Raw genomic sequence first — 22,454 nt, forward strand, 5'->3', positions numbered from 1 at the left:
AGTTGCCGCCATCGGCTCATTCCGGCGGGAAACGAAAACAGAGGCTGGCGTTCCTTCGCGCCCCCCTCTGGCCTGCCGGCCATCTCCCCCCTCGAGGGGGGAGATCGCAGCTTCCGCGTTTTCCGTAACAACCGAGCGCAAATCGTGTTCCTTCCGCACGGTTGACATTCTTCCCTCAGCCGCCATGCTGCATTGCAACATGGCTATCGAGAAGTTCGGCATGACGGAAACATCGCGCATCGAGTGCCTGGACGGGCTTCGGGCGCTCGCCGCGATCTGGGTGCTTATCGGGCACTGCCTGCTGTTGACCGGCTGGCAGGTTCCTATCCTCGGCGAACCGGACCTCGGCGTCGATCTGTTCATCATGCTGTCCGGCTTCCTGATGGTGTTCCATTACCAGCTGCGCCAGGACAAGGAGCCCTGGCAAAGGCCGGAAACCTGGCTGAAATTCTGGACCCGCCGCTACTTCAGGATAGCGCCGCTGTTCTACATCATGCTGTTCGCTGCCCTGGCGCTTGGCCCCTATCTCTACCAGTCGAGGATGGTCATCGACGAGTTCCTGCTGAGGTCGCCGCAGGCGCCCGAGCGTTATCTCGACAGCGGCCTGAAGAATATTGGCGCCCATCTGCTGTTCCTGTTCGGCCTGGTGCCGAATTTCGCCTATCGCACGCCGCTGCCGGACTGGAGCCTCGGGCTGGAGATGCAGTTCTATGCGGTGTTTCCGGCGATCATGCTGCTGGTGCGCAGGCTTGACTGGGTATGGAGCGCCATTCTGGTAGCGGCCACCGGCAGCGCGATCGTGTTGTTGATGGGGCAATTGTCGGTGCATTTTCCGATGCCGTCGTTCCTGCCGCTGAAGATGCAGATTTTCCTGTGCGGGATGCTGCTGGCGGGCGTCGTCCATCAAAGGCAAAAGCGGCCCTTCGCTTATCTGGCGTTGGCCATGGCTCTGGCCGCGCTGCCCTTCGGCGGCGGCTATGGGCTTGGCAAGCTTTTGATGCGGGAAGCGCTCGTATTGGGTTTCTTTGCCCTGGTTCTCTACCGGATGCTGCCGGGAATGATGGGCATCGTGGCCAGAAAGATCGCCATGACGCTCGCCAACAGGTTCTTTCATCTGATGGGTGAGCTTTCCTTCAGCATCTATTTGATCCATCTGCTGGTTCTCCAGCCGGTCGCGGCCCTGGTCATCACCCAGTTCGGCCACGAATTGTCGGCGCCGCTGCGCTTTGCGGTCGTCACTGTCGTCGTTCTGCCGGTGGTGTGCCTGCTGTCCTGGATCACCTACACGCTGATCGAAGTGCCCGGCCAGAAGATGGGACGTTTCGTGGTGCAGCGTTTTGGGCGGAGCCCGGCGCTCGAGGGCAGCGCATGATCAACTGAAACTGCCGATCTCCCCCCCTCGTGGGGGAGATGCCCGGCAGGGCAGAGGGGGGCGCTGTCCCGCCGGCTTGTGGATCATTTGTAACGCGACGTTAGGCGAATTCCGGTTGGGCGAATCCGGTCGGAAAAACATAAAAAACGCAGGCTTGCGATCCTTCGCGCCCCCCTCTGTCCTGCCGGACATCTCCCCCACAAGGGGGAGGTCGGCAGCTTCGGCGTCCCGCCGCTTCTTTTCAATCAAATCCATCAAGCGAGGCTGACCATGAGCGATTCCCGTGCTCGCGATATTCTGTCGCGACAGGCAGAACTGGAGAGCGAACGCAGCCAGTACGAGCATGTCTGGGAGGCGGTGTCCGAATTCTGCGACCCCGATGCGCCCGATATGTGGAGCGGCCGCCGCCAGGCCGGCACGGATTCGCAGGCCGAACGGCAGGAGCGGCGCGGTGCGCGCGTCTACGCCAACACCATCAACTCGGCCGCCAACCGGCTGGCCGCCGGGCTGGAAAGCCTGATCATCCCGCAGTCAGAGAAATGGCATGGGCTGTCGACCGCGGCAATCAACGACGAGGAAACCGACGAGGAAAAGGAATGGGCGGAAGCGCTGCGCGATTTCCTGTTTTCGCTGCGCTACTCCGCCAATTCGAACTTCGTGCCGGCAACACAGGCATGCCTGCGCAATGTCGTGCGCTACGGCCCAGCCTATCTCTACGCCGAGGAGGGTTTTGGCGGCACGCTGATCCGCTATGCCTCGATCCCCGTGGTCGAGGGCTATCTCTCGCGCAACCGCTGGGGCCAGGTCGATATTTTCCACCGCCGCTACGAGCGCACGGCGCGGCAGGCGGCGCAACTGCTCGGCTATGAAAAGCTGCCGGTGCGGATCAAGGTTCTGGTCGACGACCCCTCGAAATGCGAGACGAAGATCTCGCTGATCCAGTGCATCCAGCCGCGCGACGAGCGCAAGATGTACAGTCTGAGCGGCACCTATCAGTATCTCGATACGGCGTTCGCTTCCTATCACGTCATCGAGGACGAGGAGGTGATCGTCAGGGAAAGCGGTTTTCGCTCGTTCCCGGTATCGTGCTTCAACTGGCGCCGCTACGAGGGCGATCCCTACGGCATCTCGCCGACCATCGAGGCGCTGACGACGGTGCGCGAGGAGAACGCCGTGCGGCGCTCCGGCCTGCGCGCCCTGCAGCAGATCACCGATCCGGCGACCGCGTCCAAGGCGCGGCTCGACTATGTGCCGGTGCTCAATCCCGGCGAGAATTATCCGGGCCTGATCGACGATGCCGGCCGGCCGCTGATCGCGCCCATCGCCACCGGCCAGAACCCGACCTATGCGTTCAATTATGCCGACAGCCGGGCCGAGGAGATCCGGGACATGATGTTCGTCAACCTGTTCCAGACGCTGGTGCAGAACCCGCAGATGACGGCGACCGAGGCCTTGATCCGGCAGGAGGAGAAGGGCGCGCTGCTCGGGCCGTCCGGCTCGATCATCCAGGCCGGCTTTGCCAGCAATCTCGACCGCGAGCTGGGTATTCTGGAAGACAAGGGACTTTACGAGGAAGACAGCCGCTTCCTGCCGCCGGCGAGCCTCGCCGGCAAGGCGCTGCGGCCGACCTTCACCGGCCCGCTCGACGTGCTGCGCCGCTCGGCCGAAGCCCGCGACACCATCCAGGTGGTGACGACGGCCATGCAGATGGCGCAATTCGATCCCGGCATCATGGACAATATCGACGGCGATGAAGCACTGAAGATCGTGCAGGGCGCGGGCCGCAGCCCGCAGCGCATCTTTCGCCGCCAGGACGAGGTGGCCGGTATTCGCGATGCTCGTGCCAAGGCCCAGCAGGAACAGGCCGGCATGGCGGCGGTCGCCGCCGCCGGCAAGGTCGCCAGGGATGCGGTGCCGGCGGCCGTACAGGCGCGCGATAGCGGCCTGCTGGATGGACTCGGCGAGCTGATGCCGCAGGGTGTGCAAGATGCTTCGGGCGGGCAGGGCGTATGAGTGGCAAACGCTTCGCCCATTCCAGCCAGGCCGGCGGCCCGGCCAAGGCGCAAGATGCGCTGGCCAAGGCCTATCTCAGGGTGTTCTCAGGCCAGGACGGCGAGATGGTGCTGGCCGACCTCACGGCGACGACGGGTTATTACCGCCGGCCATCCTATGGCGAGTGGCTGGCCAAGACCAAGACGCCGAACGGGTTCGAGCTGCACAGCGCGCTGAGCAATGCCCGCGCCGAAGTGGTGCAGCATATTATGGGGTTTTTGATGCTGGACGAAGCGCAACTGGCGGCACTGGAGAAGGCGGCGAGGGCGGAGGGGAGGTAGGGTTTGCGGCTACAGGATATCTGAACGCGAATAGCCATCGGTTCTGCGGTGCATCAATTCTGCAAGGCGCAGTCCAAATACCACGTGTTCAGATATGTTGGAGTTTGCAGCGTGACCCGCGCCTTGGTCGGAGGACCTTCAACATCTGCTGTCCTCATAACGAACGTGTCGAGCATGAATGTCGTGCTATCAAATGCAGCGACCTGATACACGCTGCGTTGGAAGATATCGTATTTCGTTGAGGATGGTTTGAACGTGCTTGGATATCGAATTTCCTGGCCTTGTTATTTGCGACGAATTCCGGGCTACCAGATGACGGTATGTCGGACCACGTGCGGAAGTCGCTCACCGTACATAAGAAGACGTCGCCGTCTTTCGAGTTTGCCGGCTCCATCGCAAACAAGCAAGCCAGCAAAAGGATTACGAGGCGGAGGATCACCGGCCTCGAAGTTGCAATAGCCCGCATCGCTCGTCCCCCTTGGTGGGGAGATAGCGCTGACCTCTAATCAGCGGAAGGACCAAATCAGGGAAAAGGATGCGCCGAGGCTAAAGCTGCTTTCCTCTCCCCGTTTTACGGGGAGAGGATGCCGGCAGGCAGGTGAGGGGCGGTGCCGGCATTTCAGAGCTTTGCGCTGCCCGTCCTTCGGCCCCCCTGCCGGGACCTTCTCCCCGTATAGTGACGGGGCGAAGGGGCTGATGGCCGTCGCGTCTTTAATAATCGCCGTTGTAGTAGCGGTCGTCGCAGGGCGCGGTGTAGATGCGGCCGCTGTTGCGATCCTGATAACGGCAAAGCTGTTCGCCGCGCGGCTGCGGCGTGGTGGCGTTGCCGACGACGGCGCCCAGAAGGGCGCCGGCGCCCGCGCCGATGACCGTGCTCTTGGTGTTGCCGCCGATCGCCTGGCCGGCGAGAGCGCCGGCGCCCGCACCGAGCAGCGCGCCCGTGCTGGTTCTCTGTTGTGCTTCGGTCTGCGCGCAGCCTGCCAATGCGGCAGTCACAAGCATGGCGGCAATGGCTTTGTACATGGTCATCATCTGGTACTCCCTTGAAGCCTATGAACTAATACGCTGGCTGATTTCGCCAAATGCGGTCGCATTTGCGGCGGAACATAGGCACCCTTTGTCACGAAATGAGACATGGTTGTTTTTGTCTGACAGCTCCGTTCCGGAAAGAAATGTAACCGAACAAGACGACGGAGCTTCATCTCAAATCGACCTTCGAGGGGCTACGCTGCCTCGATCTGCATCACCTTTTTTGCCGCAGCGGTCAGAAATCCGGATCGGCTGTAGCCGTGGCGCTCTGCATATCGATCGATCTGATCGAGGATATCTTCCGGAATGGTGACATTGACGCGCACGACTTTCGCCGCTTCGGCTTTCAAGGGAACCAGGATGGCGACACCGCTCAGATTGTCCTTGTCCGACATCACTTCCTCCAGGGACGACGGCTCGGGAATTGCTTCGCCATCCTCGACCAGCCCCTCGACATGAAAGGCCAGTGCTTCCTCGGCCATGGCGCGGGCATCATCCAGATTGACGCCTGCTGTCACCAGGCCCGGAAAATCGGGGAAGGAGACGCCGAAGTCGCTGTCCGCTTGCTTGTGGATCAGTCCGATGTAGTTCCGCATTTCTCTACCTCAGCTTCAAGCCGGATTGTTTTTCGATACTCTTGAAAGTGCCGATCGGGATGTCGCGCTTGGGATGCGGAACCGTCACCCGGCCCGGCTTGGCTTTGTGCTTGAACTGGGCGTGACTTCCTTTTCGAGCCACTTCGTACCAGCCATCCGCCAGCAGCCTATGAATGACATCGGCGCTCTTCATGTTGTGTATAGATACACACAGAAGGGCTAAATGTCCATGAGATTTGCGGCAGATTACGTGCCGCGGTCCAGTTGAACCTTCCTCAAATCCCCAAAAAATGGAGATACCAGATGACCCGAGGTCTTCCCCGGACGCTTTCGCGTGCCGCCGCCAGAGAAGCCGGCCTTGCCCCGCCCAAGGCGGGGCTTACCGCCAGGACGACCGGGCAGGGCGGCGCCTACCGCACCGTCTTCTCCTTCAATGCCATGCCGGTGCCAGTAGCAGATGCGCTGGCCTATGCCAGCCAGAAGCTGTTCGATTTCCTCGACGGCAAGGTGCGGATCAAGGGCGGCACGGCAAGGTTGCAGTTCGCCGTGCTGACGCCGCGAGCCTCGACCATCAACGACAATGCCGCGCTGACCTGGTCGCTCGGCTCGACGGCGGCGTCGAGTGCTGCGCTCGCCGGCACCATGGTCAATGTGCTGGGCGCGACCGGCCGTACGCTGGATGGCGCGGGTGCCGCGCTGTCGAACGCGTCGATTGCCGATGTTGCCGCAGCCGCTACGCTCGACGGCACCGTGACGCCGGTCGACCTCTATCTCAACCTGGCGTTTGCCACCGGCACGGATATCGACGCTGACGGCACGGTTGCCGTCACCGGCACTATCACGCTGCTCTGGGAGAACTGGGGCGACAATATCTAGGTTCCCTCCAGATATGGGTGATTGGCGAAAGCGGAAGTGACGGCCAATCTCCCCCTCGTGGGGGAGATGCCCGGCAGGGCAGAGGGGGGCGCTGTCCCGCCGGCTTATCCAGCTGATTCGTGCTTGCAATCTTTCCCGGGGCGTTGGTGACGAAGTGCACCGGATCCTCGCGTTCCTTCGCGCCCCCTCTGTCCTGCCGGACATCTCCCCCACGAGGGGGGAGATTGGCAGCTTCGCCGCTGGCTCTCTCTAAACCTCAACATAAGGAATCTTTTCATGACAGATATGGCAGACGCCGGGTCCGTGGTGGCGGCGCCACCGGCGGGCAACCTTGCACGGCCACCGGCCAACGGGGACAACGGGTCCGCCCCGCCTGCGGCCAAAAGCTGGTTTGACGGTCTTTCCGAAGGCAACCGCAAGCTTGCTGAAACCAAGGGCTGGACCAAGCCTGAAAGCCTCGATCGGGTTTTCACCTCTTATGCGGAGCTGGAGCGGCAGCAGGGTGAGAGCCTGCGCGTTCCGGCAGCCGATGCAGCCGCGGAAGACTGGGACAGGTTCCATGCCCGACTGCCCGAGGCGATGCGTCCGCTGACCTCGCCCGACAAGGTCGAGTACAGGCGCCCCGACGGGCTCCCCGAAAACTTCGCCTATTCGGACGAGCTCGCCAATGCGTCCAAGGCCTGGGCAGTCGAGGCAGGTGCTACCCCGAAGGTCGCGCAGGCCTATCACGACCGCTTCGTCGGCTACATGGCCGAGCAGGCCAAGGCACAGCAAATCGCCGTTGCCCGCTCGGTCGAGACGACCCACGACGACCTTGTGCGGGATTGGGGACCGACCGGCAGCGATGGCTTTCGCCAGAAGCTCGAGGTCGCCAACAGGGCGATGAAGAAGCTCGGCCTGGTCAATGCCTATAAGGCGAAGGGCATCCTTCTGCCGGATGGCGCCTTGACCGACCCGCAGATCGCCAAGGCGTTCCACGCCATCGGCGAGGCGATGTTCCGCGAAGACACGATCGACGGCGGCGCGGCCTTGAGTGGAGGCAATCCCTTCAAGCGCAATGCTGCCGGCGAGCGCAACCTGACCGGCATCTCGGCGCTGGTCAAAAGCGACCCCGCCCGTGCCCGGCGGCTGGCACGCGAGGCCGGCGAAAACCCCGATCTGTGGATGCCCAATAATCCTCTCTGAAATTGGACCATGATCTTTTCCGAAACCGGTTTCCACTTTTCTGGATCATGGTCTGCCAATCCCCACAAACCTGAAGGAAGACAAAAATGGCAGACGCCTATACCCGCATCGCGGACGCGATCGTTCCGTCCGTCTATGCGCAATACTCGTTCGAGGAGCACGTCCAGTCGCTCGACATCTACCAGGCCGGGATCCTGTTTTCCGACCCGGCCATCGCCTCGAAGCTCTCCATGGGCGGGCGTTCCGTCGACATGCCCGGCTGGAAGGATCTCGGCAACGATCCCTCGGAGCCGGTCAATGACGACCCGGCCGACTCGATCGAGATGAAGAAGATCGGTGCGCGCCGCGAAGTCGCGGCCCGCAATGTGCGTGCGCAGGCCTGGGGCATCCCGGACCTGACTTCGATCCTTGCCGGCGACGATCCGCAGAAGCTCATCGTGCGTCGCCAGACCGACTACTGGCAGCGCGCCAACAAGCTGACGCTGCTCGGCATCCTGAAAGGCGTGCTGGCCGACAACATCGCCAATGACGGCAGCGATCTGGTGCGCGTTACCGGTGCTTCCATCGTCGACACCGACATCATCGAGGCCGCCTATCTGATGGGCGACCGCGCCGACAAGTTCAAGACGATCTGGATGCATTCGAAACAGATGAAGGCGCTGAAGCTCGCCGACCTCATCGACTATGTGCCGTCGTCCGAGCAGGGCGGGCCGCTGATCCCCTACTACATGGGGCTCAGGGCCGTCGTCGATGACGATATTCCGGTCGCCGGCGGCGTCTACACCGCCTTCATGTTCAAGGACAAGGCGATCCTGTGGAACGAGCTGCCGGTCAACACCGAAGGCGGCCCGCTCGAGTTCGACCGCAAGCCGCGGCAGGGCCATGGCGGCGGCGTCACCGAAATGGTCGGCCGCCGGCATTTCGTGCCGCATGTGCCGGGCACCCGCTTCCTCGACGCGTCCTCGGCCGGCGAATTCGCCACCGATGCCGAGCTGGCACTGGCGGCAAACTGGGACCGCACGGCGTCGAGCGTCAAGCACATGACGTTCATCGCGCTGAAAACGATGGAGGCCTGATCCGGCCGGAAGGGGCGGGCATCAGACGTCCCGCCCCTTCTGGACACCAGGTCGGCCGGTGTGGCGAATCCCAAGTTCGCCCGCTGCGCCGCGCCGGAGTGATGCGAATTTTGCGGTTCGCCACAACGTTCATGTTGCTCGTTTGGCCAATCGACGGCACCAAACAGTTACAAGAAAGGGCGATGCTGCCTTGTCTGAGCAAGGGAGGTAACTATGAACGTGAAGTACAAAACAGTTCAGGAAGTGCTCCGAAAAGCGGGCATTGTCATGAGCAAGAAGGGGGAAGTTCATCGCATAAACTTCTTCAGCGGTCTGGAGGACACCGCCTACTACACACCAAGTCTTCAAGATGCCCTGGACAAGGGCTTGGCTATGGCGGGAGGTATCGGAAGGGTGAAAGCAAGCGTCTTTGCCAAGTCAGCCGAAACAGGGATCTCGACCAGCGCACGCATCGGCTGACTCAATCCAGGCAAGACATCGCCGCATTGCGCGGCGGTGTCGTGAAACCGCAATAACCGAAGCATTGCCGTCTTCCTCGCTCGAATGGAAAAAGACGGATCACGCAGCACGTGCCACCCATTCCCTGACGGGCGGCTGGCATCGTGACGGCTCCATGCACGAGACGTGCAACGTTCTGCCCAAGCAACAATCACAAAGAATCCCCAGCCGCCTTGAAGCGGCTTTTTGCCGTGGAGGCACCATGCCCCGTTTTCCCCGACCAACCACACAGACAGAGGCCTGAGCCATGGCCATCACCCCGCTCGATATCGCCAACATGGCGCTCGCCGTGCTCGACGAGGCGCCGATCGACAGTCTCGACCAGGACGCCAAGGCGGCGCGTCTGCTCAATCTGCACTTCGACCTGACCCGCGAGGCCGAATTGACCAAGCACGCCTATGTCTTCGCTATCCTGGCGGCCTCGGTCGCCGGCTTCGACACCGGCAGCGGCGCTGGCACGCTGAACTTTGCCTATGAACTTCCCGCCGACTGCCTGCGGCCCTTGCCGCTGACCCATAATGGCGAGCCGGACGGCGTGCCGCTCTCATGGCGGCAGGAGGCCGGGTTGGTCTATTCCGATCAGGCCGGGCCGCGCCTCATCCGCTATATCGCTAACCTGACCGACCCCAACGACTGGGACGCGCTGTTCACCGAGGTGCTGGTTGCGGCGCTCGCCATCAAGATCGCGCATCCCTTGACCCACAAGGCCGGCATGATCGACGTCGCCCGCAGCGCCTATGACAGGGCGCTGGATGCCGCCTACTCGGCCAATGCCATCCAGCGGGGCGGCAGATTGTCCGCGATTTCCTGGGCTTTCCAGCGCGGCGACAACAGGTTCGTCGGCCGATGACCACGCTCTATCCGGTCCAGGACGCTTTCATCCGCGGCGAGATTTCTCCCCGCTTGCACGCTCGCGCCTCGCTTGAGCTCTACCGGGCGGCGCTGTCCAAGTGCACGAACTTCGTCACGCTGCCGCATGGCGGCATCAGAAAGCGCGGCGGCACCTATTTTTGCGCGGAGGTGAAGGCTCCGTCAAAGGCGACACGGCTGATCCCGTTCATCTTCTCGGCCGATCAGGCCTATGCGCTCGAATTCGGCGACCTTTACATCCGCGTCTACGCCTATGGCGCCCGCGTCGGTACGGTCGAGGTGGCGGCCCCTTATCTCGAGGCCGATCTCTTCGACCTGCAGTTCGTCCAGTCGGCAGACCAGATGTGGATCACCCACAAGGATTATCCGGTCAAGGTGCTGACGCGCACCGCGCACACGACTTGGACGCTCGCCGATTTTGTCTTTCTCGACGGCCCATACGACAAGATCAACACCACCGCCACGACCTTGACGCCGGCCGCAACCGGCAACGCCATGCCGGTTATGGCCTCGAATACGCTGCCAAGCGGCACGGTCAGCAACAGCAACGGCTCATCCGACGTGTGGCAGGTGTTCGACGGCGACAAGCAGGAGGGGGTGGACATAGCGGGATTTCCGAGCGGGTATCTGCGCTACCAGTTCGGCGGCGGCGAGGCCAAGACAGTCGACGCCTACTGGATTACCGCGACGAATGATCACTCAGACACTGTCTCGCCGACCCAGTGGCAATTCCAGGCCTCGCACAACGGCACCGACTGGACGACGCTCGACAGCCGGGACGGAGAGACCGGCTGGTCCAAATCGGAAACCCGCTTCTTCGACGGCTTCAACAACACGGTTGCCTATGAATATTATCAGCTGCTGTTTTCGGGCGGCGACAGCGACGGAACCGCCATCGCCGAACTGGCCCTGCACGAATACGCGCCGTCGCAAACGCCGTTTGATCTCTCGGCCTCCTCGGCCGTCGGCATCAATGACGGCACTGGTTTCCAGACCAGCGATGTCGGCCGCGCCATTCGTCTGCTTGGCGCGGATGGCTTCTGGCGCTGGGCCAAGGTCACTGCCCGCACCAGCATGACGGTGGTCACGGTCCAGTTGTATGGGCATGCTCTGCCCGATCTCAGCCCGATCATCCGCTGGCGTCTCGGCACGTTCGTGCCCGGCAGGTACGTGCAGAGCGGTTCGCTTTACGAGGAGCGCCTGGCGTTCAGCCGAAAATTCTCGGTCTATGCCTCGCAAACCGGCGATTTCGACAACTTCGCCACCGGCGAGAAAGACACCGACGCGCTGGAATTCGTGCAGGCCGGCGGCGGTCAGGCCAATGACATCACGTGGGTGGCGGAATCGGACGGTGCGCTGATCATCGGAACGCTTGGCGGGGTGAGGGCGCTGTCCGGCTCCGGCATCGACGAGGCGCTGACACCGTCCTCGTTCAAGAACCGCCGGTCGCGGACCTTCGGCTGTGCCCCGATGCGTCCTGTCGATGCGGGGCAGTCGTTCCTCTATGTCACCCGCTCCCGCAAATCGATCGCCGAGCTGACACAAAACGCCACCGGCCGCTTCACCTCCGACGACGTCGGTCAAATATCGGAGCACATTCCGAAGAAAGGCGTCGTCGAACTCGCCTTTCAGACCGACCCCGACCCGCTGCTCTGGTTCCCGCTCGGGAATGGCGAACTCGGCGGCTACACGCACCAGCCGTCGCAAGACGTGCGCGGCATGCATATCCACCAGATCGCCGGAAGCTTCGCCGGATCGAACTGGGCCGTTGTCGAAAGCGCCGTGGTGACGCCCGGCCAGGACGGCAATGACGACCTGTGGCTGATCGTCAAGCGCACGATCGGCGGCGTGACCAGGCGCTATATCGAAATAAAGACCCTGCCGTTCGAATATGCGGCAATCGAGGACGCTTTCGAGATCGACTGCGGGCTGACCTATTCGGGTGCTGCCGTCAATGTCGTCTCCGGCCTCGATCATCTCGAAGGCCAGGCGGTCGACGTGCTGGCCGGCGGCAAGGTCTACAAAGGGCTCACGGTCGCGTCCGGCCAGGTGATGCTGCCCGGTGGGGCTACGGCAGCCAAATGGCAGGTCGGGCTCGGCTACCAGCCGATGGGAGCAGGTTCGCATCTCGTCCGTGGTTGCTCCGGGTGCCATGGCGAAATTGTTCACCGGCAATGTCGAGGTGCCGATCGACGACAGCTGGGAAGGGCAGGGGCGGGTGAAGATCCGCCACGTCAATCCGACGCCCTGCACGATCAGGGCGATGACACCGGTGTTCGACGCCGAGCCTTAGACGCATTGCAGGTTGGCGAAACTCTTGACGACGGCCGATCTCCCCCCTCGTGGGGGAGATGTCCGGCAGGACAGAGAGGGGCGCTGTCCCGCCGACCAATCGTAATTACGTCCTTATCCATTCTGGCCTGACCGCAGTTAGCTTAAAGCCGCGATCCTTCGCGCCCCCCTCTGCCCTGCCGCGCATCTCCCCCACAAGGGGGGAGATTGGCAGCTGCGATGTCCTCCCTCAAGAAGGAAATTCTCCAGTGACCCAACTCCCCCATGCCGAAGACCTCGGCAGGGCGCGGACGGCTGCCGATTTTGCCGCCGTCATCGCCTTGCTCGACACCGACCTCAACAATGCGATCGCCCGCAAGGGCGAGCTGGAAACGGAAAAGTTTCACGCGGTCGTCGGCGCCGGCAATTTGACGGCGGCGCGTGCCGCATTGGACGACTGCAACGCTGAAATTGCGCTGATCGAGAAGACCATCGAGGACGCGTACGAGCGCCGCGTTGGCGTCCCCCTGGACGACCCCCCCGCCGAACCCGTCGCCGCCACGCCGGCGCCCGGCGACGAGGTCAGGACAAACGCCGAGGCTCTCGGCGAGCGCTGGCGCATGGTCCACTGGCTGATCGAGGAACTGCGCCAGGAGCTGTTCGCGGCCGATGCCTTGAGCCGCGCCGTCACCGCCGCCAACGGCGTGTCCGACGGCGACGCCGGGGTCAAGGTCAACTTGACCACCATCCGGCGCACCGCCATGGCCGGCCCGCGGGCCACAGCACCCACGCGGCTCAGCCGTCCGGCGATCCAGGCCGACCGACTGCTTTTGTCCTTTCTCAGCCCCGGCGGCGTGCTCGACCGGCGCCCTTCGCTCGGCGCGCCGGTCGACGGCATCAAAAGCAAATTCATTCCCGCCGGCGAACGAGGTTGACCATGTGCACACTAGCTCTTATCGGCACGGCGCTTTCGGTCGGCGGCGCGCTGGCGGAAGGCCAGCAGTCCAGGCAGATGGCCGACTACCAGGCCAAAGCCTATGAACAGCAGGCGCGGGCCGACGCCCAAAGCTCGGCCTTCGAGCAGGGCCAGGAGCGCCATAAGCAGGACCTGCTGCAGGCGCAGGCGCGTGCCCAGGCCGGCGCTTCGGGCGTCGCCATGGCGGGATCACCGACCGAGGTGCTGGCCGCCAATGCCAGGCAGGGCCAGCTCGACCTCAAGGCGATCCAGTACGGCTCGCAGCTGCGCCAGAACGGTCTCGGCACGCAGGCGGCGATCGCGCGCTTTTCCGGCAGGCAGGCGGTGGGCGCCTCGATCTTCAAGGCCGGCGGCAATCTCGTATCGGGCATCTCCGGGCTCTACGACCCGGCCAAGGCGGTGACGTTCGGCAGAAGCGCCTTCCCGCCGGCGCCGGGCGGAGGCCTCTACTGATGGCCACCATCCCGCTCCAGCTTGCCCAGCGCCGGCTCGATACCGGCACTGTGGCCTCCTATCCGAACGGCTCGCCGGTGGGCGCGGCCATGCAAGGCTTTGGCGACGAGCTCTCGGCGGTGGCCGAGCGCTTTCGGCAGCAGAAGCAGCAGCAGGATGCGTTCGACGCCGACATTATCGGCCGCGAGCTGAACGCACGCATCGCGCACGCCGAGGCCGTGGCGGTGCAGACCGCGCCGGCCGACGGCGGCGGCCTGCACGACTTCATGTATGGCCAGCTCGATCCGCGCAGCGACGGCGTCGTCAAGCCCGGCCTGTTCGACCAGATATTCGACGACGCCGCGGCGAAAGTGCCGGAGGGCGAACGCGCCAACTTCCTCGCGCAAAAGCAGGCGTTGCGGCTCGCCGGCTCGGCCCGCATGGCCGCGCAGCAGCACGCGCGGCGCCAGAACTATGAGCAGGCCGAGTGGAGCAAGGTCGAGGACGGCTACACGAGCGCCATCGCGCAGGGCGACCCGAACGACACAGAAACATTCGAGGCGATCAGGCAGAGCGGGCTCGAGCTGATCGGCAAGATGGGCAATCCGGCGGCCCGGCAGGCCGCCGAGGCCGCCTGGCGCGGCAACACGGCCAAGGCGCTCGCCCAGGCGATGATCGCGCGGGACCCGAAGCGCGCTGCGGAGATGCTGGGGGCGGTGTTGGCCGCAACGGACGGCAAGACCAAGGACGATACCGTCGAGGCTGTGAGTGGGCCTCCGGCGGATGGAACTGCCGCACCGGCTTCGCTCCGTGACCGGGTAGGCAAGCTTACGCCGGACGAAAGGTCGGCGCAGGCCTTTGGGGACGACATTGCCCCCGAAGAGCGGCCAGGGTTGGTCCAGCAGGCCCGAGCCGCCGACGCGATGCGGCAAGTCGAAAAACGCACAAACATTATCCTGGCCGAGCAGAATGCGCCGGCCGACATCAGGGACAGTGGAACCTATTCCGGCCCGATCCCAACGCCGGAACAATTCGTCGCTCTCTATGGCGCTACCGAAGGCGCCGGGCGCTTCGAGGCGTTCAACAGGACCGTTGAGGTTAATCGCCAATTCCACGGCATGCGCGACCTGTCGAATAACGCCGTGCGGGCCATGGTCAAGGACGCCGACCCCACCGCAGATAGTTCAACGCCGGAAGTGGATAAGGCACGCCATGACGCTATCGCCGCCGCCGCGGACCTGACGTTCAAGGCCAGGCAGGCCGATCCGGGCGGCTATGTCCGCGAGGCATTCGCGAACCTTGATGCGGCCTGGAGCAACCTGTCGAAGCCGGGAGACTATCGGGCGGCGATCATTGGCTCCATCGCCGCCCAGCAACAGTTGGGTTTTGAGACCGCCCAGCCGCTACCCAACTCTGTCGCTGAGGACATTGTCGGCAGACTCAAGGCCCAGCCGCAACACCAGACCGCAGAGCTGCGCAATGTGTTCGCCGCGCTACCGAATCAAGCCGCGCGCGAAGCGGTGCTGAGCCACCTGTTTCAGACCAGCGCGTCCCAAACGGACAACAGCATCGCGGACAGGTCGGTCCGGGCAGCTGTAGTCGACCCGATGATGCTGCTCGATTTAGCCAACACTGTCGAGCCAGGACGATCGGTATCAAACGCGGAACTCACCAACTACTTACCGACGAATCAAGAGTGGCTCGGGAGATTGATAGCCGGCGACAGTGAGCGGGGGAGCCTATGGCGTCTTCTCGCGCAAAAACTCGTGGGCTCCGATGGGCTTGGCGAAGACAGCATCTCGGTGGCCGACTTCACGCCGTTGGGGACGTCATTTGCACTGGAGAAGGCTGGAAATGCAGCGCTGGAAGGCAACTACGACCAAACACTGCTCAATGCCGCGGGCGCAATTCCTGGCGATAGGTTGGCGGTGGTGGCCCTGGAACGCGCCGCGGCGAAGATTGCCAAGCCCTGGGTAGAGAAACTCTCAATATTTTCGAGGCGGCCGACTGACCTAGTCGAAGGCGGCGAGGCACTTGTTCGTGGGGTCGATGCCGAAACCCTTAGGCACCAGCAAGCGCTTGCGCGCTCGGTCTCGCCACCAATCCCACGCCGGAAGACGCGAGCCGGTGAAATGTCCGATAGTGCCTTTGATACCGCGTTACTAGGTGCGATGCTTGCTAGGGATACGTCCAAAGTTAAACATGCCGGGGCGAAGGTTGGGTGGGCTCCATCCAAGGACTATCGAAAAACCTTTTTCGACGCGAATCCTAGTCTCAACAAAAGCGACTATATAGTGCATCATGGCGTCGAGCAGGGAGTTTTTAAAAGGTATCCCGGGCTTTTTGCAGAGCAAGAGCTGCATTCAATCGAGAATCTTCGTGGAATCCGGAACGAGTTCGACATAAATTTGCACCAGAAGGTCATTCGGAACGAGTGGGAATATTTCTATAAGAAAAACCCTCATGCTACTCGCCAGAATGTCCTTGACTATGTTACGGAAATCGACAAGAAGTATGGACATTTGTTCTATCTACCAATAGGTGACTGATGAGATACTTTGACATTCTGCCCGATGTGGCCGGCGGATTGGGCGACGGCACTGTCATGGATACCAGTGTCCACCCTCCTATCGTGAGCAAGCTTGTGTACCAGATGGAGGGATGGATCGGTGATGTTCTTATAACAAGCTTTCCATGTTTCCTCGTGACGGAAGAGGCCGCGCACGCATTGTCAGAAATCGGCTTCACCGGAGCGGCATTCGCCCCTGTTGAAGTCATAACGTCCGAAGATTTTCGCGAACAGCAGCCCGAGGTAGAGCTTCCATCTTTCGTGTGGCTGAAGGTGAGCGGGAAGGCGGGTCACGATGACTTCGGCATCGCCAAGAACCTTGACCTCGTCTTATCAGAGCGAGTCTTCGATGTGTTTGATGAACGAGGTCTCCCTTCAGCTACCATCAAGCCGTTCGACATTTGGCATGAGCAGCGTTGAGCTTTGCGAGCCCATTCCGGTAGAGCCGTGCAGCGCACTCGCGACAAGCCTGTGCAGCGCTGAATATGGATGTGTCTCACGAGAAAGCGCTGGCCGACCGGGGGCACGCATCGTGCGAGAGCAGATCATATTAAACACCATAGCGATGCAGGAGACTATGCTCGCTGGGCAAGAAGAAGATGGCTCAAGCAAGAAATGAAAGGGAACACAAGTGGTCGAGCGAAATTGTAGCGACGTCAAACCCGACTTGACTAGCGTCACCCGCTTGCCGTCGGCTGACAAAAGCACAGGCGATGAAGAGCTTGATGCTGCACGTCTGGAAGCCCGAAAATATCTTGAGTTTTATGACTGGTTTCAGACATCAAGGGAGAATATCTTGGGTATGGGGCCGACGGCATAATATATATTTTCCTTTTCGAGATTGTACCTGGCAGGCCGGAAGTGGATCCGTGAGTATGGGTGATCGTAGGCGATGTGCCTCCGACATACCTGACTTGTGAGGACGCCAAGACTCCATACGAGGCGCTGGATGGATATGTCGGCGCCATGGAAGAGTGGGTCGAAGCTGCGCGACGAGGGGACCCGGTGGCGGATCTAATCCCGGTCGATGTGCCGGCTAGCCCAGCCAACGCCGAAATGTGGGTAGCCGTCTCAAGTTCCTTGATGAGAATGTGCTTCCGTTACTTCCGAAGTGATGTATAGGCGCTTCTCTGCAAGCGCCGTCAGCTAGCTAAAGGTTCTACCGTGCGGTGATCATCGGCAAGCCCCGAACTCGAGCAGCAAGCAGGCGCATTGCCCAGACTTCGATCGCAAAGAGCCGCGGCAAAGCAGCTTGGTTCAACCAGCTATACTAATCTTTTAGTGCTTTCACGATGCTGGCTTATGGCCCGCTAACCGCAGAGCGGTCAGTTGGCGGTGCCTTTTGGATCGCCCCCTGTTTCAGATGAAGGATTGACCTGTTGCGTACCGACTCTTTTGCGACCATGGCAAGGATCGCTTTTTTGCTTACCTTGGCCGCTGTTCTCCTGCTCGCGCTTTCGCCGGTGCGCTTCCTGCAGGAGTTGGACATGGGCTTCACCTTCCACCATGACAAGCTCAACCACGCCGCGGCGTTCGCTGTGCTGGCGGCGCTCGGAAGCCTCGGCTGGCCGGAACACAAGACGAGGCTGGTCGTGCTCCTTGCCATTACCGGCGCGGCGATCGAGCTGCTTCAGGGCGTGCAGCTGATCGCGCGCGATATGGATATCCTCGACTGGGTCGCCGACTGCGCCGGCATGGCCTGCGGGCTGGCGGCGATCGGCGGCACAAGAAGGCTTGTTGGCGGATTGCTATAGGCCTGGACCGCGTTGCTCGCTGTCCGCAAAATCGTCCGTGCCTGCCGCGCCGGATAACGCGGTGTCCGGCAGGCTAGCTTAGATTTCCCACCGCCAGCACCGAACCCCTTCCAGCCTCGCTTATGCGGGGCTTTTTTTATGGAGCAACCCCTCATGTCCCGACCTGCAACTGCCGCCGTTCGTCTCCTGACCGGCGAACGCGAACCCGTGCGCCTCGCAACCACGGCCGACATCCTCCTGCACGGCCTGCAGGCCATCGACGGCGTGCCGGCCGAAATCGGCGACCGCGTGCTGGTCAAGGACCAGGCCGACCCGACGCAAAACGGCATCTACACGGCGAGCGCAGGCGACTGGTTCCGTGCCGCCGACGCCCGCACGACGCGCACCCTGCAGAAGGGCACGACCGTTCACACCCAGATCGGGTCGGTCAATGCCGACCGCGTGTTCGAATTCACGGCCGACGAGCCGGCCGTCGGCGCCGATGCCATCACCATCGCCGCATCCGTTCCGCCCGACATCGCCGACGTGGTCGAAGAGGTCGAAGCGCTGCGCGATGAAACCCAGGCCTTGAAGGATGCTGCGGAAACCAGCGCCGGCCAGGCATCGGCCAGCGCAGCCGCTTCCGCCGCGAATGCCGGCCAAACCACGGCGGACCGGGCTGCCACCAATTCCGATGCCGTCGCCGCCGCGGCGGCCGTCGTCAGCGCCCAGGCCGCACGCGACGCTTCGCTCTACGGCAAAGGCATTTTCCCGACGACTGGGGCGGCAATCGGCTTCGGCATCGTCGGCAACGGTCCGATCACGGCAGGCTCGGGCGGCGCCAATGGCACGTTCGACCTGGCGTTTACCGGCGGCACCGGTTCGGGCGCCGCCGGCCGCTTCGTGGTGGCGGGCGGGGCGCTGACGCAGATACTGATCACGGCGCCGGGCTCCTACACAGTGGCGCCGACGTTGAGCTTTGCGGCGTCGGCGGGGCTGGCCGGCGCAGCGGCGGTGGCGGTAATGGGCAGGAATGTCGATGTCGGCGAGTATTTCTGGACGGAGGTCAGCGCCGGCTTGCTTGGCCTATTCCGAGTTGACGCCGGGCCGGTTGCAACCGACATAGGAGTTCGTTCATCGACGGCCAGCATTGTGACGAACGTCGATGCGCTGTCGCGCATAGAAGGGCTTGCGGTCACTACGATCAAGCTGACCGAGGGCACTGGTTCCGTCGCGCCGACCTGTTTCCGAACCTATACATTCTCGACTGGCGTCGTAGTCGAGCATGTCGTGACCGCCAGGGCATCCGAGCGCCGGCTGCTGCAGCTGCTTTCCAACGGGCCAGCTGTCTATACCGCCAATTTCGATCTGTCGGACGGTACCTGCACCGGTACCGGCCCGGCACTCACCAGCTTCTCTATGATCGCGCTGGGCGGTGGCGAGTACGAATGCAGAGCGGTAGTCACGCCGACTGCGAACGGCGCTGCCAACGTCCAGACGCGGTTTTCGCCGGCCGGCGTGTTCCCCTTCACCGGCGATGGCGCCTCCGGCGTTTACGTGCGGAACATCGTCCTGCGGCTTCCGTCAACGACCACCAATCTGTTTCCGAGCAGCGACCCGACGAACGCCGTCTTCACCAAGACCAACTGCACAGCCGCGGCCGCGACCGTCCCGGAAGTCAGGGTGGTGCCGCAGTTGCAGGCGCTGGTCGACGTCATCGATGTGCTGGTCAATGGCCGGCTAACGGCCGACAAGATCATCGAGCAATCCGGTTCGGGCAGCCCGTCTGTATATCAGGCCATCGCATGGGTGATCGGTCAGACCTTCGTTTGGGATGTGTATGCCCAAAAGGCCGAGAGGACACGCCTTAACCTGTTTTCCAACGGGGCCTGCGCCTTCGACTGCACCTTCGATCTTGCAGGTGGCACCGCTTCCGGCAGCGGCGCGGCATTCGGCACCGTTTCGACGCAGGCGATCGGCGCCAACTGGTATCGTTGCCGGGTGACCGGCACTGCGAACGGCACCGGCATCGCCAATGTCCAGCATCGCGTGTTCCCGGCCGCCGGTGGCCATCCTTACGTCGGCGACGGCGTGTCGGGCCTCGGTCTCCAAAGCTCTAGCCTGAGCATCAACGGGGGCGCGAACATCCTCAATTCGCCGCGCGATTTTTCGTCCGCAGCCTGGATCAAGGCTGCTGGAATGCCGCCGGTTGCCGCCAACACCATCCGCTATGTCGGCGCGCTCGATCCGAGCGCGATTGACGCGGATGCCGACGACGGTCGGGCAGCGCTTGTCGGCAAGAAATGGACGCTGCTCGGTTCGAGCATCACAGCCCAGGCGTTCTATAGGGGACCGCTGGCCGTGAAGACCGGCATGGTTCCGACAAATCTTGCCTATAGCGGTGGGTCCTTGGGAATTGCCACCAATGGGCACTATGGGTCGCAAAAGATCTACGACCAGATTGCCCTTATTCCGGTAGATGCCGAGATCATCACTTTAGAGCCGGGTCCGAATAATTTCGGAGCGGCCGACGTAGTTCTAGGCGACCTGGGGGATCAAACCCTTGCTTCCGGCTTCACCGGGGCCATGGTTGATGCCTTCAAGGCCATGCGCCTCCGAGCCCCTATTGCCAAGATCATATGCCTCGGTACTTACAGCGGTGGTCCTGGCCACGCTACTCATAGGCTTTTCAGGACAAACAGTCAGGGGAACACTCTCGACCAGTTCATGCGGAGGGAACGCGAGGTCTGTGAAATGATGGGGATCGGCTTCATCGACGTCGGCGGCGGCAGTGGTATCGGGTACCTGACCTCGACACTCTACATGTCGGACGAATTGCACCTCAACAGCGTCGGCGGGGAGAGATACGCCAGCTTCGTTGCCGATAAGCTGCGCGCGCTATCGCGGGTTGGATTCTTTGGCACTTGATCTAGTTGGAAATTTCGCTCGCTTGTGGCAGATACCGGTGAATGCGTATCTTCTCGACCTTCCTCGCTTTTCGCCGTCTCTTCTGGTCATGGATCGCCACCGGCGCTGCCAGGGAGAATGCGATCGTCGGACCCCGGACGCGGTTCGGTGCAGGGGCGGAAATCTTCAACATCCACGGCGACCGAGCGAGGGTTTCGATCGGTGCCGACAGCCATTTGGATGGACATTTGCAAATCTTCGCCCATGCAGGCCGCATCGAGATCGGCGATTGGTTCTACCTTGGACCCGGCTCAACGGTTTGGTCGTCTGATCCGGTGGGGATCAAGATCGGCAAGCGGGTGCACGTTTCATGGGGGGTCGCGATCCACGATACCAACTCGCATCCCATGGACCCTCGGAAGCGGTTTGCGCAAATGCAGGCCATCTTCAAGGAAGGTCACCCGCGCGTCGACCCCGGCATCCGATCGTCGCCAATTGTGATTGGAGATGACGTCTGGATCGGCAATAGCGCCATGATCATGAAGGGTGTCACCATCGGCGATCGGGCTATTATCTCGGCCGGGTCAATTGTTCGATACGACGTTCCGGCCGATGCATTGGTGCGGCCAGCAGACCTAGTGAAGTGATGCCTGTCGCTGCCGCTCATCAACGAGGGTCGTGCCGTCGTATCGCACTGCATGTCGAGCCGGTCGTCCAGTCTACATTTCTCGTCTCGATCTCAGGGCGCTTCGATAAAAGGCATATGCTTGATGCGCTCCCATTGGTCTTTAGCCGTAGTTCTAGACCAGCGGTTACGCAGGACGTTCTCTCGATAGGCCTGGGCAGGCTCTAATTCCGGTATGTCCGAAGCGTCAGGTAAGAAGAACGCGTTCGCGCCGGCGGCCGAGACGGCAACGAGCTTGTAGTCGTGCGTCTTGCATAGCTTGGTCAGGGCGGTGATCGATGCACCGTGATACCAGCCGCTGTCATGCTTGGCCGTGCGGTCGAACGCGAGATCATAGGGCACGGTGATTGGGTTGAGACCGAAACTGGCATTGTACTCCGCGACAATGACAGCCGGACGCACTGGCAGCAGGGCTTGCAGAAACCAGTAGTCGTTGCCGTCGACGTCGACGGAAAGCACTCCAAGCTGTGGAAAATGCGTGGCGAGGTTTTTGATGTTGTCAAGATCGATGAAGCTCTGGCGCACTTCGATTCGCTTTGGAAGCAGCGAGCGGGCCAACCGCACGGTCGTTGCGTCGCCGTCGACGAGCAGACCCCTGAAGTCGCTAAGCCCAATGCAGTTGTATTCCGTGGGATGAAAACCAAACTCCAAGAATGTTTTCGGGCTTTGACCAACGATCCGCGACAGGATCACGCTCTCGTCGGATTGTGGAGACCCACCAAGGTGAGCTTTTGCGAGGTGAAAACAATAGCGGAGCGGGGTTGCGCGAAGAAAGGCATGCACGCGCGACTGGACATTCATCGCTAGATGACTCCTCGATCGCCCGCCCGCAGCAAATTATTTGCAACAAACAGCGACGGTTTGCAACCTTGCGCAACGACCGCGACCGCCTGCCAGACGCTTCGTTCGAACCGCCGAAAAGAAGAACTGCGCTCGAGAGCGGCGCGAGTCGCATCTGCAAAGGCATTTGACCGGAAAAGGCGCTCCGGCTGAGGTTGATGGCCGAGGCGCCGAGACTACCAGAGCGTTTCACTAACCTGCAAAGC

20 protein-coding genes are annotated in these 22,454 nt (G+C 62.1%); 16 read left to right on the plus strand and 4 right to left on the minus strand.

The window, feature by feature from the left end; translation table 11 throughout:
- Positions 1-220: 220 nt before the first annotated feature.
- From NKH05_RS18610 to NKH05_RS18620, 3 genes are all read left to right on the plus strand, one after another.
- On the plus strand, positions 221-1,372 hold the full coding sequence (locus NKH05_RS18610; RefSeq protein WP_352516075.1) for an acyltransferase family protein: 1,152 nt from the start codon (positions 221-223) through the stop codon (positions 1,370-1,372).
- A gap of 270 nt (positions 1,373-1,642) precedes the next feature.
- On the plus strand, positions 1,643-3,385 hold the full coding sequence (locus NKH05_RS18615) for a portal protein (protein ID WP_352642935.1): 1,743 nt from the start codon (positions 1,643-1,645) through the stop codon (positions 3,383-3,385).
- The gene (locus NKH05_RS18620; RefSeq protein ID WP_352858057.1) at positions 3,382-3,705 is read left to right on the plus strand and encodes a Bbp19 family protein; all 324 of its coding nucleotides are present in this window, start codon (positions 3,382-3,384) and stop codon (positions 3,703-3,705) included. Before NKH05_RS18615 ends, NKH05_RS18620 begins: the two co-directional genes overlap by 4 nt.
- 711 nt (positions 3,706-4,416) lie before the next feature.
- Here NKH05_RS18620 and NKH05_RS18625 read toward each other — a convergent pair.
- From NKH05_RS18625 to NKH05_RS18635, 3 genes are all read right to left on the minus strand, one after another.
- Positions 4,417-4,734, minus strand: a complete 318-nt coding sequence (locus tag NKH05_RS18625) for a YMGG-like glycine zipper-containing protein (protein ID WP_352524211.1) — start codon at positions 4,732-4,734, stop codon at positions 4,417-4,419.
- A gap of 194 nt (positions 4,735-4,928) precedes the next feature.
- On the minus strand, positions 4,929-5,330 hold the full coding sequence (locus NKH05_RS18630) for a type II toxin-antitoxin system HicB family antitoxin (protein ID WP_023718152.1): 402 nt from the start codon (positions 5,328-5,330) through the stop codon (positions 4,929-4,931).
- A gap of 4 nt (positions 5,331-5,334) precedes the next feature.
- Positions 5,335-5,523 carry a type II toxin-antitoxin system HicA family toxin gene (locus NKH05_RS18635; protein WP_352858059.1) on the minus strand — a complete coding sequence of 63 codons (189 nt, stop codon included), beginning with the start codon at positions 5,521-5,523 and terminating at the stop codon, positions 5,335-5,337.
- Positions 5,524-5,633: 110 nt separating this feature from the next.
- Here NKH05_RS18635 and NKH05_RS18640 point away from each other — a divergent pair, with 110 nt between their 5' ends.
- From NKH05_RS18640 to NKH05_RS18700, 13 genes are all read left to right on the plus strand, one after another.
- Positions 5,634-6,206, plus strand: coding sequence for a hypothetical protein (locus NKH05_RS18640; protein WP_352589717.1), 573 nt, complete (start codon positions 5,634-5,636; stop codon positions 6,204-6,206).
- Between the two features lie 276 nt (positions 6,207-6,482).
- Positions 6,483-7,391, plus strand: a complete 909-nt coding sequence (locus NKH05_RS18645) for a hypothetical protein (RefSeq protein ID WP_353025868.1) — start codon at positions 6,483-6,485, stop codon at positions 7,389-7,391.
- Positions 7,392-7,477: 86 nt separating this feature from the next.
- Positions 7,478-8,467, plus strand: a complete 990-nt coding sequence (locus NKH05_RS18650) for a hypothetical protein (RefSeq protein ID WP_023718156.1) — start codon at positions 7,478-7,480, stop codon at positions 8,465-8,467.
- A gap of 213 nt (positions 8,468-8,680) precedes the next feature.
- Positions 8,681-8,926 (plus strand): hypothetical protein, encoded by a 246-nt coding sequence (locus NKH05_RS18655; RefSeq protein ID WP_023718157.1) that lies wholly within the window; start codon positions 8,681-8,683, stop codon positions 8,924-8,926.
- A 286-nt stretch (positions 8,927-9,212) separates the two neighbouring features.
- Complete coding sequence (locus NKH05_RS18660; protein ID WP_352589725.1) at positions 9,213-9,815, plus strand: phage connector family protein; 603 nt, start codon at positions 9,213-9,215, stop codon at positions 9,813-9,815.
- Positions 9,812-12,259 (plus strand): phage tail protein, encoded by a 2,448-nt coding sequence (locus NKH05_RS18665; protein WP_353025869.1) that lies wholly within the window; start codon positions 9,812-9,814, stop codon positions 12,257-12,259. Before NKH05_RS18660 ends, NKH05_RS18665 begins: the two co-directional genes overlap by 4 nt.
- Before the next feature lie 116 nt (positions 12,260-12,375).
- Positions 12,376-13,041: a hypothetical protein gene (locus NKH05_RS18670; RefSeq protein WP_353025870.1), complete on the plus strand. Its 666-nt coding sequence runs from the start codon at positions 12,376-12,378 to the stop codon at positions 13,039-13,041.
- A gap of 2 nt (positions 13,042-13,043) precedes the next feature.
- The gene (locus tag NKH05_RS18675) at positions 13,044-13,535 is read left to right on the plus strand and encodes a hypothetical protein (protein ID WP_352589734.1); all 492 of its coding nucleotides are present in this window, start codon (positions 13,044-13,046) and stop codon (positions 13,533-13,535) included.
- Positions 13,535-16,063: a hypothetical protein gene (locus NKH05_RS18680; RefSeq protein WP_353025872.1), complete on the plus strand. Its 2,529-nt coding sequence runs from the start codon at positions 13,535-13,537 to the stop codon at positions 16,061-16,063. Before NKH05_RS18675 ends, NKH05_RS18680 begins: the two co-directional genes overlap by 1 nt.
- Positions 16,063-16,503 carry a hypothetical protein gene (locus NKH05_RS18685; RefSeq protein WP_023723056.1) on the plus strand — a complete coding sequence of 147 codons (441 nt, stop codon included), beginning with the start codon at positions 16,063-16,065 and terminating at the stop codon, positions 16,501-16,503. The genes NKH05_RS18680 and NKH05_RS18685 overlap by 1 nt, the downstream gene beginning before the upstream one ends.
- 1,001 nt (positions 16,504-17,504) lie before the next feature.
- Positions 17,505-17,837 carry a hypothetical protein gene (locus NKH05_RS18690; protein ID WP_352516071.1) on the plus strand — a complete coding sequence of 111 codons (333 nt, stop codon included), beginning with the start codon at positions 17,505-17,507 and terminating at the stop codon, positions 17,835-17,837.
- 153 nt (positions 17,838-17,990) lie between these two features.
- On the plus strand, positions 17,991-20,744 hold the full coding sequence (locus NKH05_RS18695; protein WP_353025874.1) for a phage head spike fiber domain-containing protein: 2,754 nt from the start codon (positions 17,991-17,993) through the stop codon (positions 20,742-20,744).
- A gap of 41 nt (positions 20,745-20,785) precedes the next feature.
- A complete protein-coding gene (locus NKH05_RS18700; protein ID WP_352496028.1) occupies positions 20,786-21,370 on the plus strand; it encodes an acyltransferase in 585 nt (194 codons plus the stop codon).
- A gap of 92 nt (positions 21,371-21,462) precedes the next feature.
- On the opposite strand, the gene NKH05_RS18705 is transcribed toward NKH05_RS18700, so the two are convergent.
- Complete coding sequence (locus NKH05_RS18705; RefSeq protein WP_352496029.1) at positions 21,463-22,209, minus strand: hypothetical protein; 747 nt, start codon at positions 22,207-22,209, stop codon at positions 21,463-21,465.
- Between the last annotated feature and the right edge of the window lie 245 nt (positions 22,210-22,454).

It is taken from the genome of Mesorhizobium sp. M1399, from assembly GCF_040317735.1.
GTDB lineage: Bacteria > Pseudomonadota > Alphaproteobacteria > Rhizobiales > Rhizobiaceae > Mesorhizobium.

Bases quoted from the DNA above. Each gene is read 5' to 3' on its own strand.
- NKH05_RS18610 (WP_352516075.1), top strand. From the start codon at position 221: ATGACGGAAACATCGCGCATCGAGTGCCTGGACGGGCTTCGGGCGCTC.
- NKH05_RS18615 (WP_352642935.1), top strand. From the start codon at position 1,643: ATGAGCGATTCCCGTGCTCGCGATATTCTGTCGCGACAGGCAGAACTG.
- NKH05_RS18620 (WP_352858057.1), top strand. From the start codon at position 3,382: ATGAGTGGCAAACGCTTCGCCCATTCCAGCCAGGCCGGCGGCCCGGCC.
- NKH05_RS18625 (WP_352524211.1), bottom strand. From the start codon at position 4,734: ATGACCATGTACAAAGCCATTGCCGCCATGCTTGTGACTGCCGCATTG.
- NKH05_RS18630 (WP_023718152.1), bottom strand. From the start codon at position 5,330: ATGCGGAACTACATCGGACTGATCCACAAGCAAGCGGACAGCGACTTC.
- NKH05_RS18635 (WP_352858059.1), bottom strand. From the start codon at position 5,523: ATGAAGAGCGCCGATGTCATTCATAGGCTGCTGGCGGATGGCTGGTAC.
- NKH05_RS18640 (WP_352589717.1), top strand. From the start codon at position 5,634: ATGACCCGAGGTCTTCCCCGGACGCTTTCGCGTGCCGCCGCCAGAGAA.
- NKH05_RS18645 (WP_353025868.1), top strand. From the start codon at position 6,483: ATGACAGATATGGCAGACGCCGGGTCCGTGGTGGCGGCGCCACCGGCG.
- NKH05_RS18650 (WP_023718156.1), top strand. From the start codon at position 7,478: ATGGCAGACGCCTATACCCGCATCGCGGACGCGATCGTTCCGTCCGTC.
- NKH05_RS18655 (WP_023718157.1), top strand. From the start codon at position 8,681: ATGAACGTGAAGTACAAAACAGTTCAGGAAGTGCTCCGAAAAGCGGGC.
- NKH05_RS18660 (WP_352589725.1), top strand. From the start codon at position 9,213: ATGGCCATCACCCCGCTCGATATCGCCAACATGGCGCTCGCCGTGCTC.
- NKH05_RS18665 (WP_353025869.1), top strand. From the start codon at position 9,812: ATGACCACGCTCTATCCGGTCCAGGACGCTTTCATCCGCGGCGAGATT.
- NKH05_RS18675 (WP_352589734.1), top strand. From the start codon at position 13,044: ATGTGCACACTAGCTCTTATCGGCACGGCGCTTTCGGTCGGCGGCGCG.
- NKH05_RS18680 (WP_353025872.1), top strand. From the start codon at position 13,535: ATGGCCACCATCCCGCTCCAGCTTGCCCAGCGCCGGCTCGATACCGGC.
- NKH05_RS18685 (WP_023723056.1), top strand. From the start codon at position 16,063: ATGAGATACTTTGACATTCTGCCCGATGTGGCCGGCGGATTGGGCGAC.
- NKH05_RS18695 (WP_353025874.1), top strand. From the start codon at position 17,991: ATGTCCCGACCTGCAACTGCCGCCGTTCGTCTCCTGACCGGCGAACGC.
- NKH05_RS18700 (WP_352496028.1), top strand. From the start codon at position 20,786: ATGCGTATCTTCTCGACCTTCCTCGCTTTTCGCCGTCTCTTCTGGTCA.
- NKH05_RS18705 (WP_352496029.1), bottom strand. From the start codon at position 22,209: ATGAATGTCCAGTCGCGCGTGCATGCCTTTCTTCGCGCAACCCCGCTC.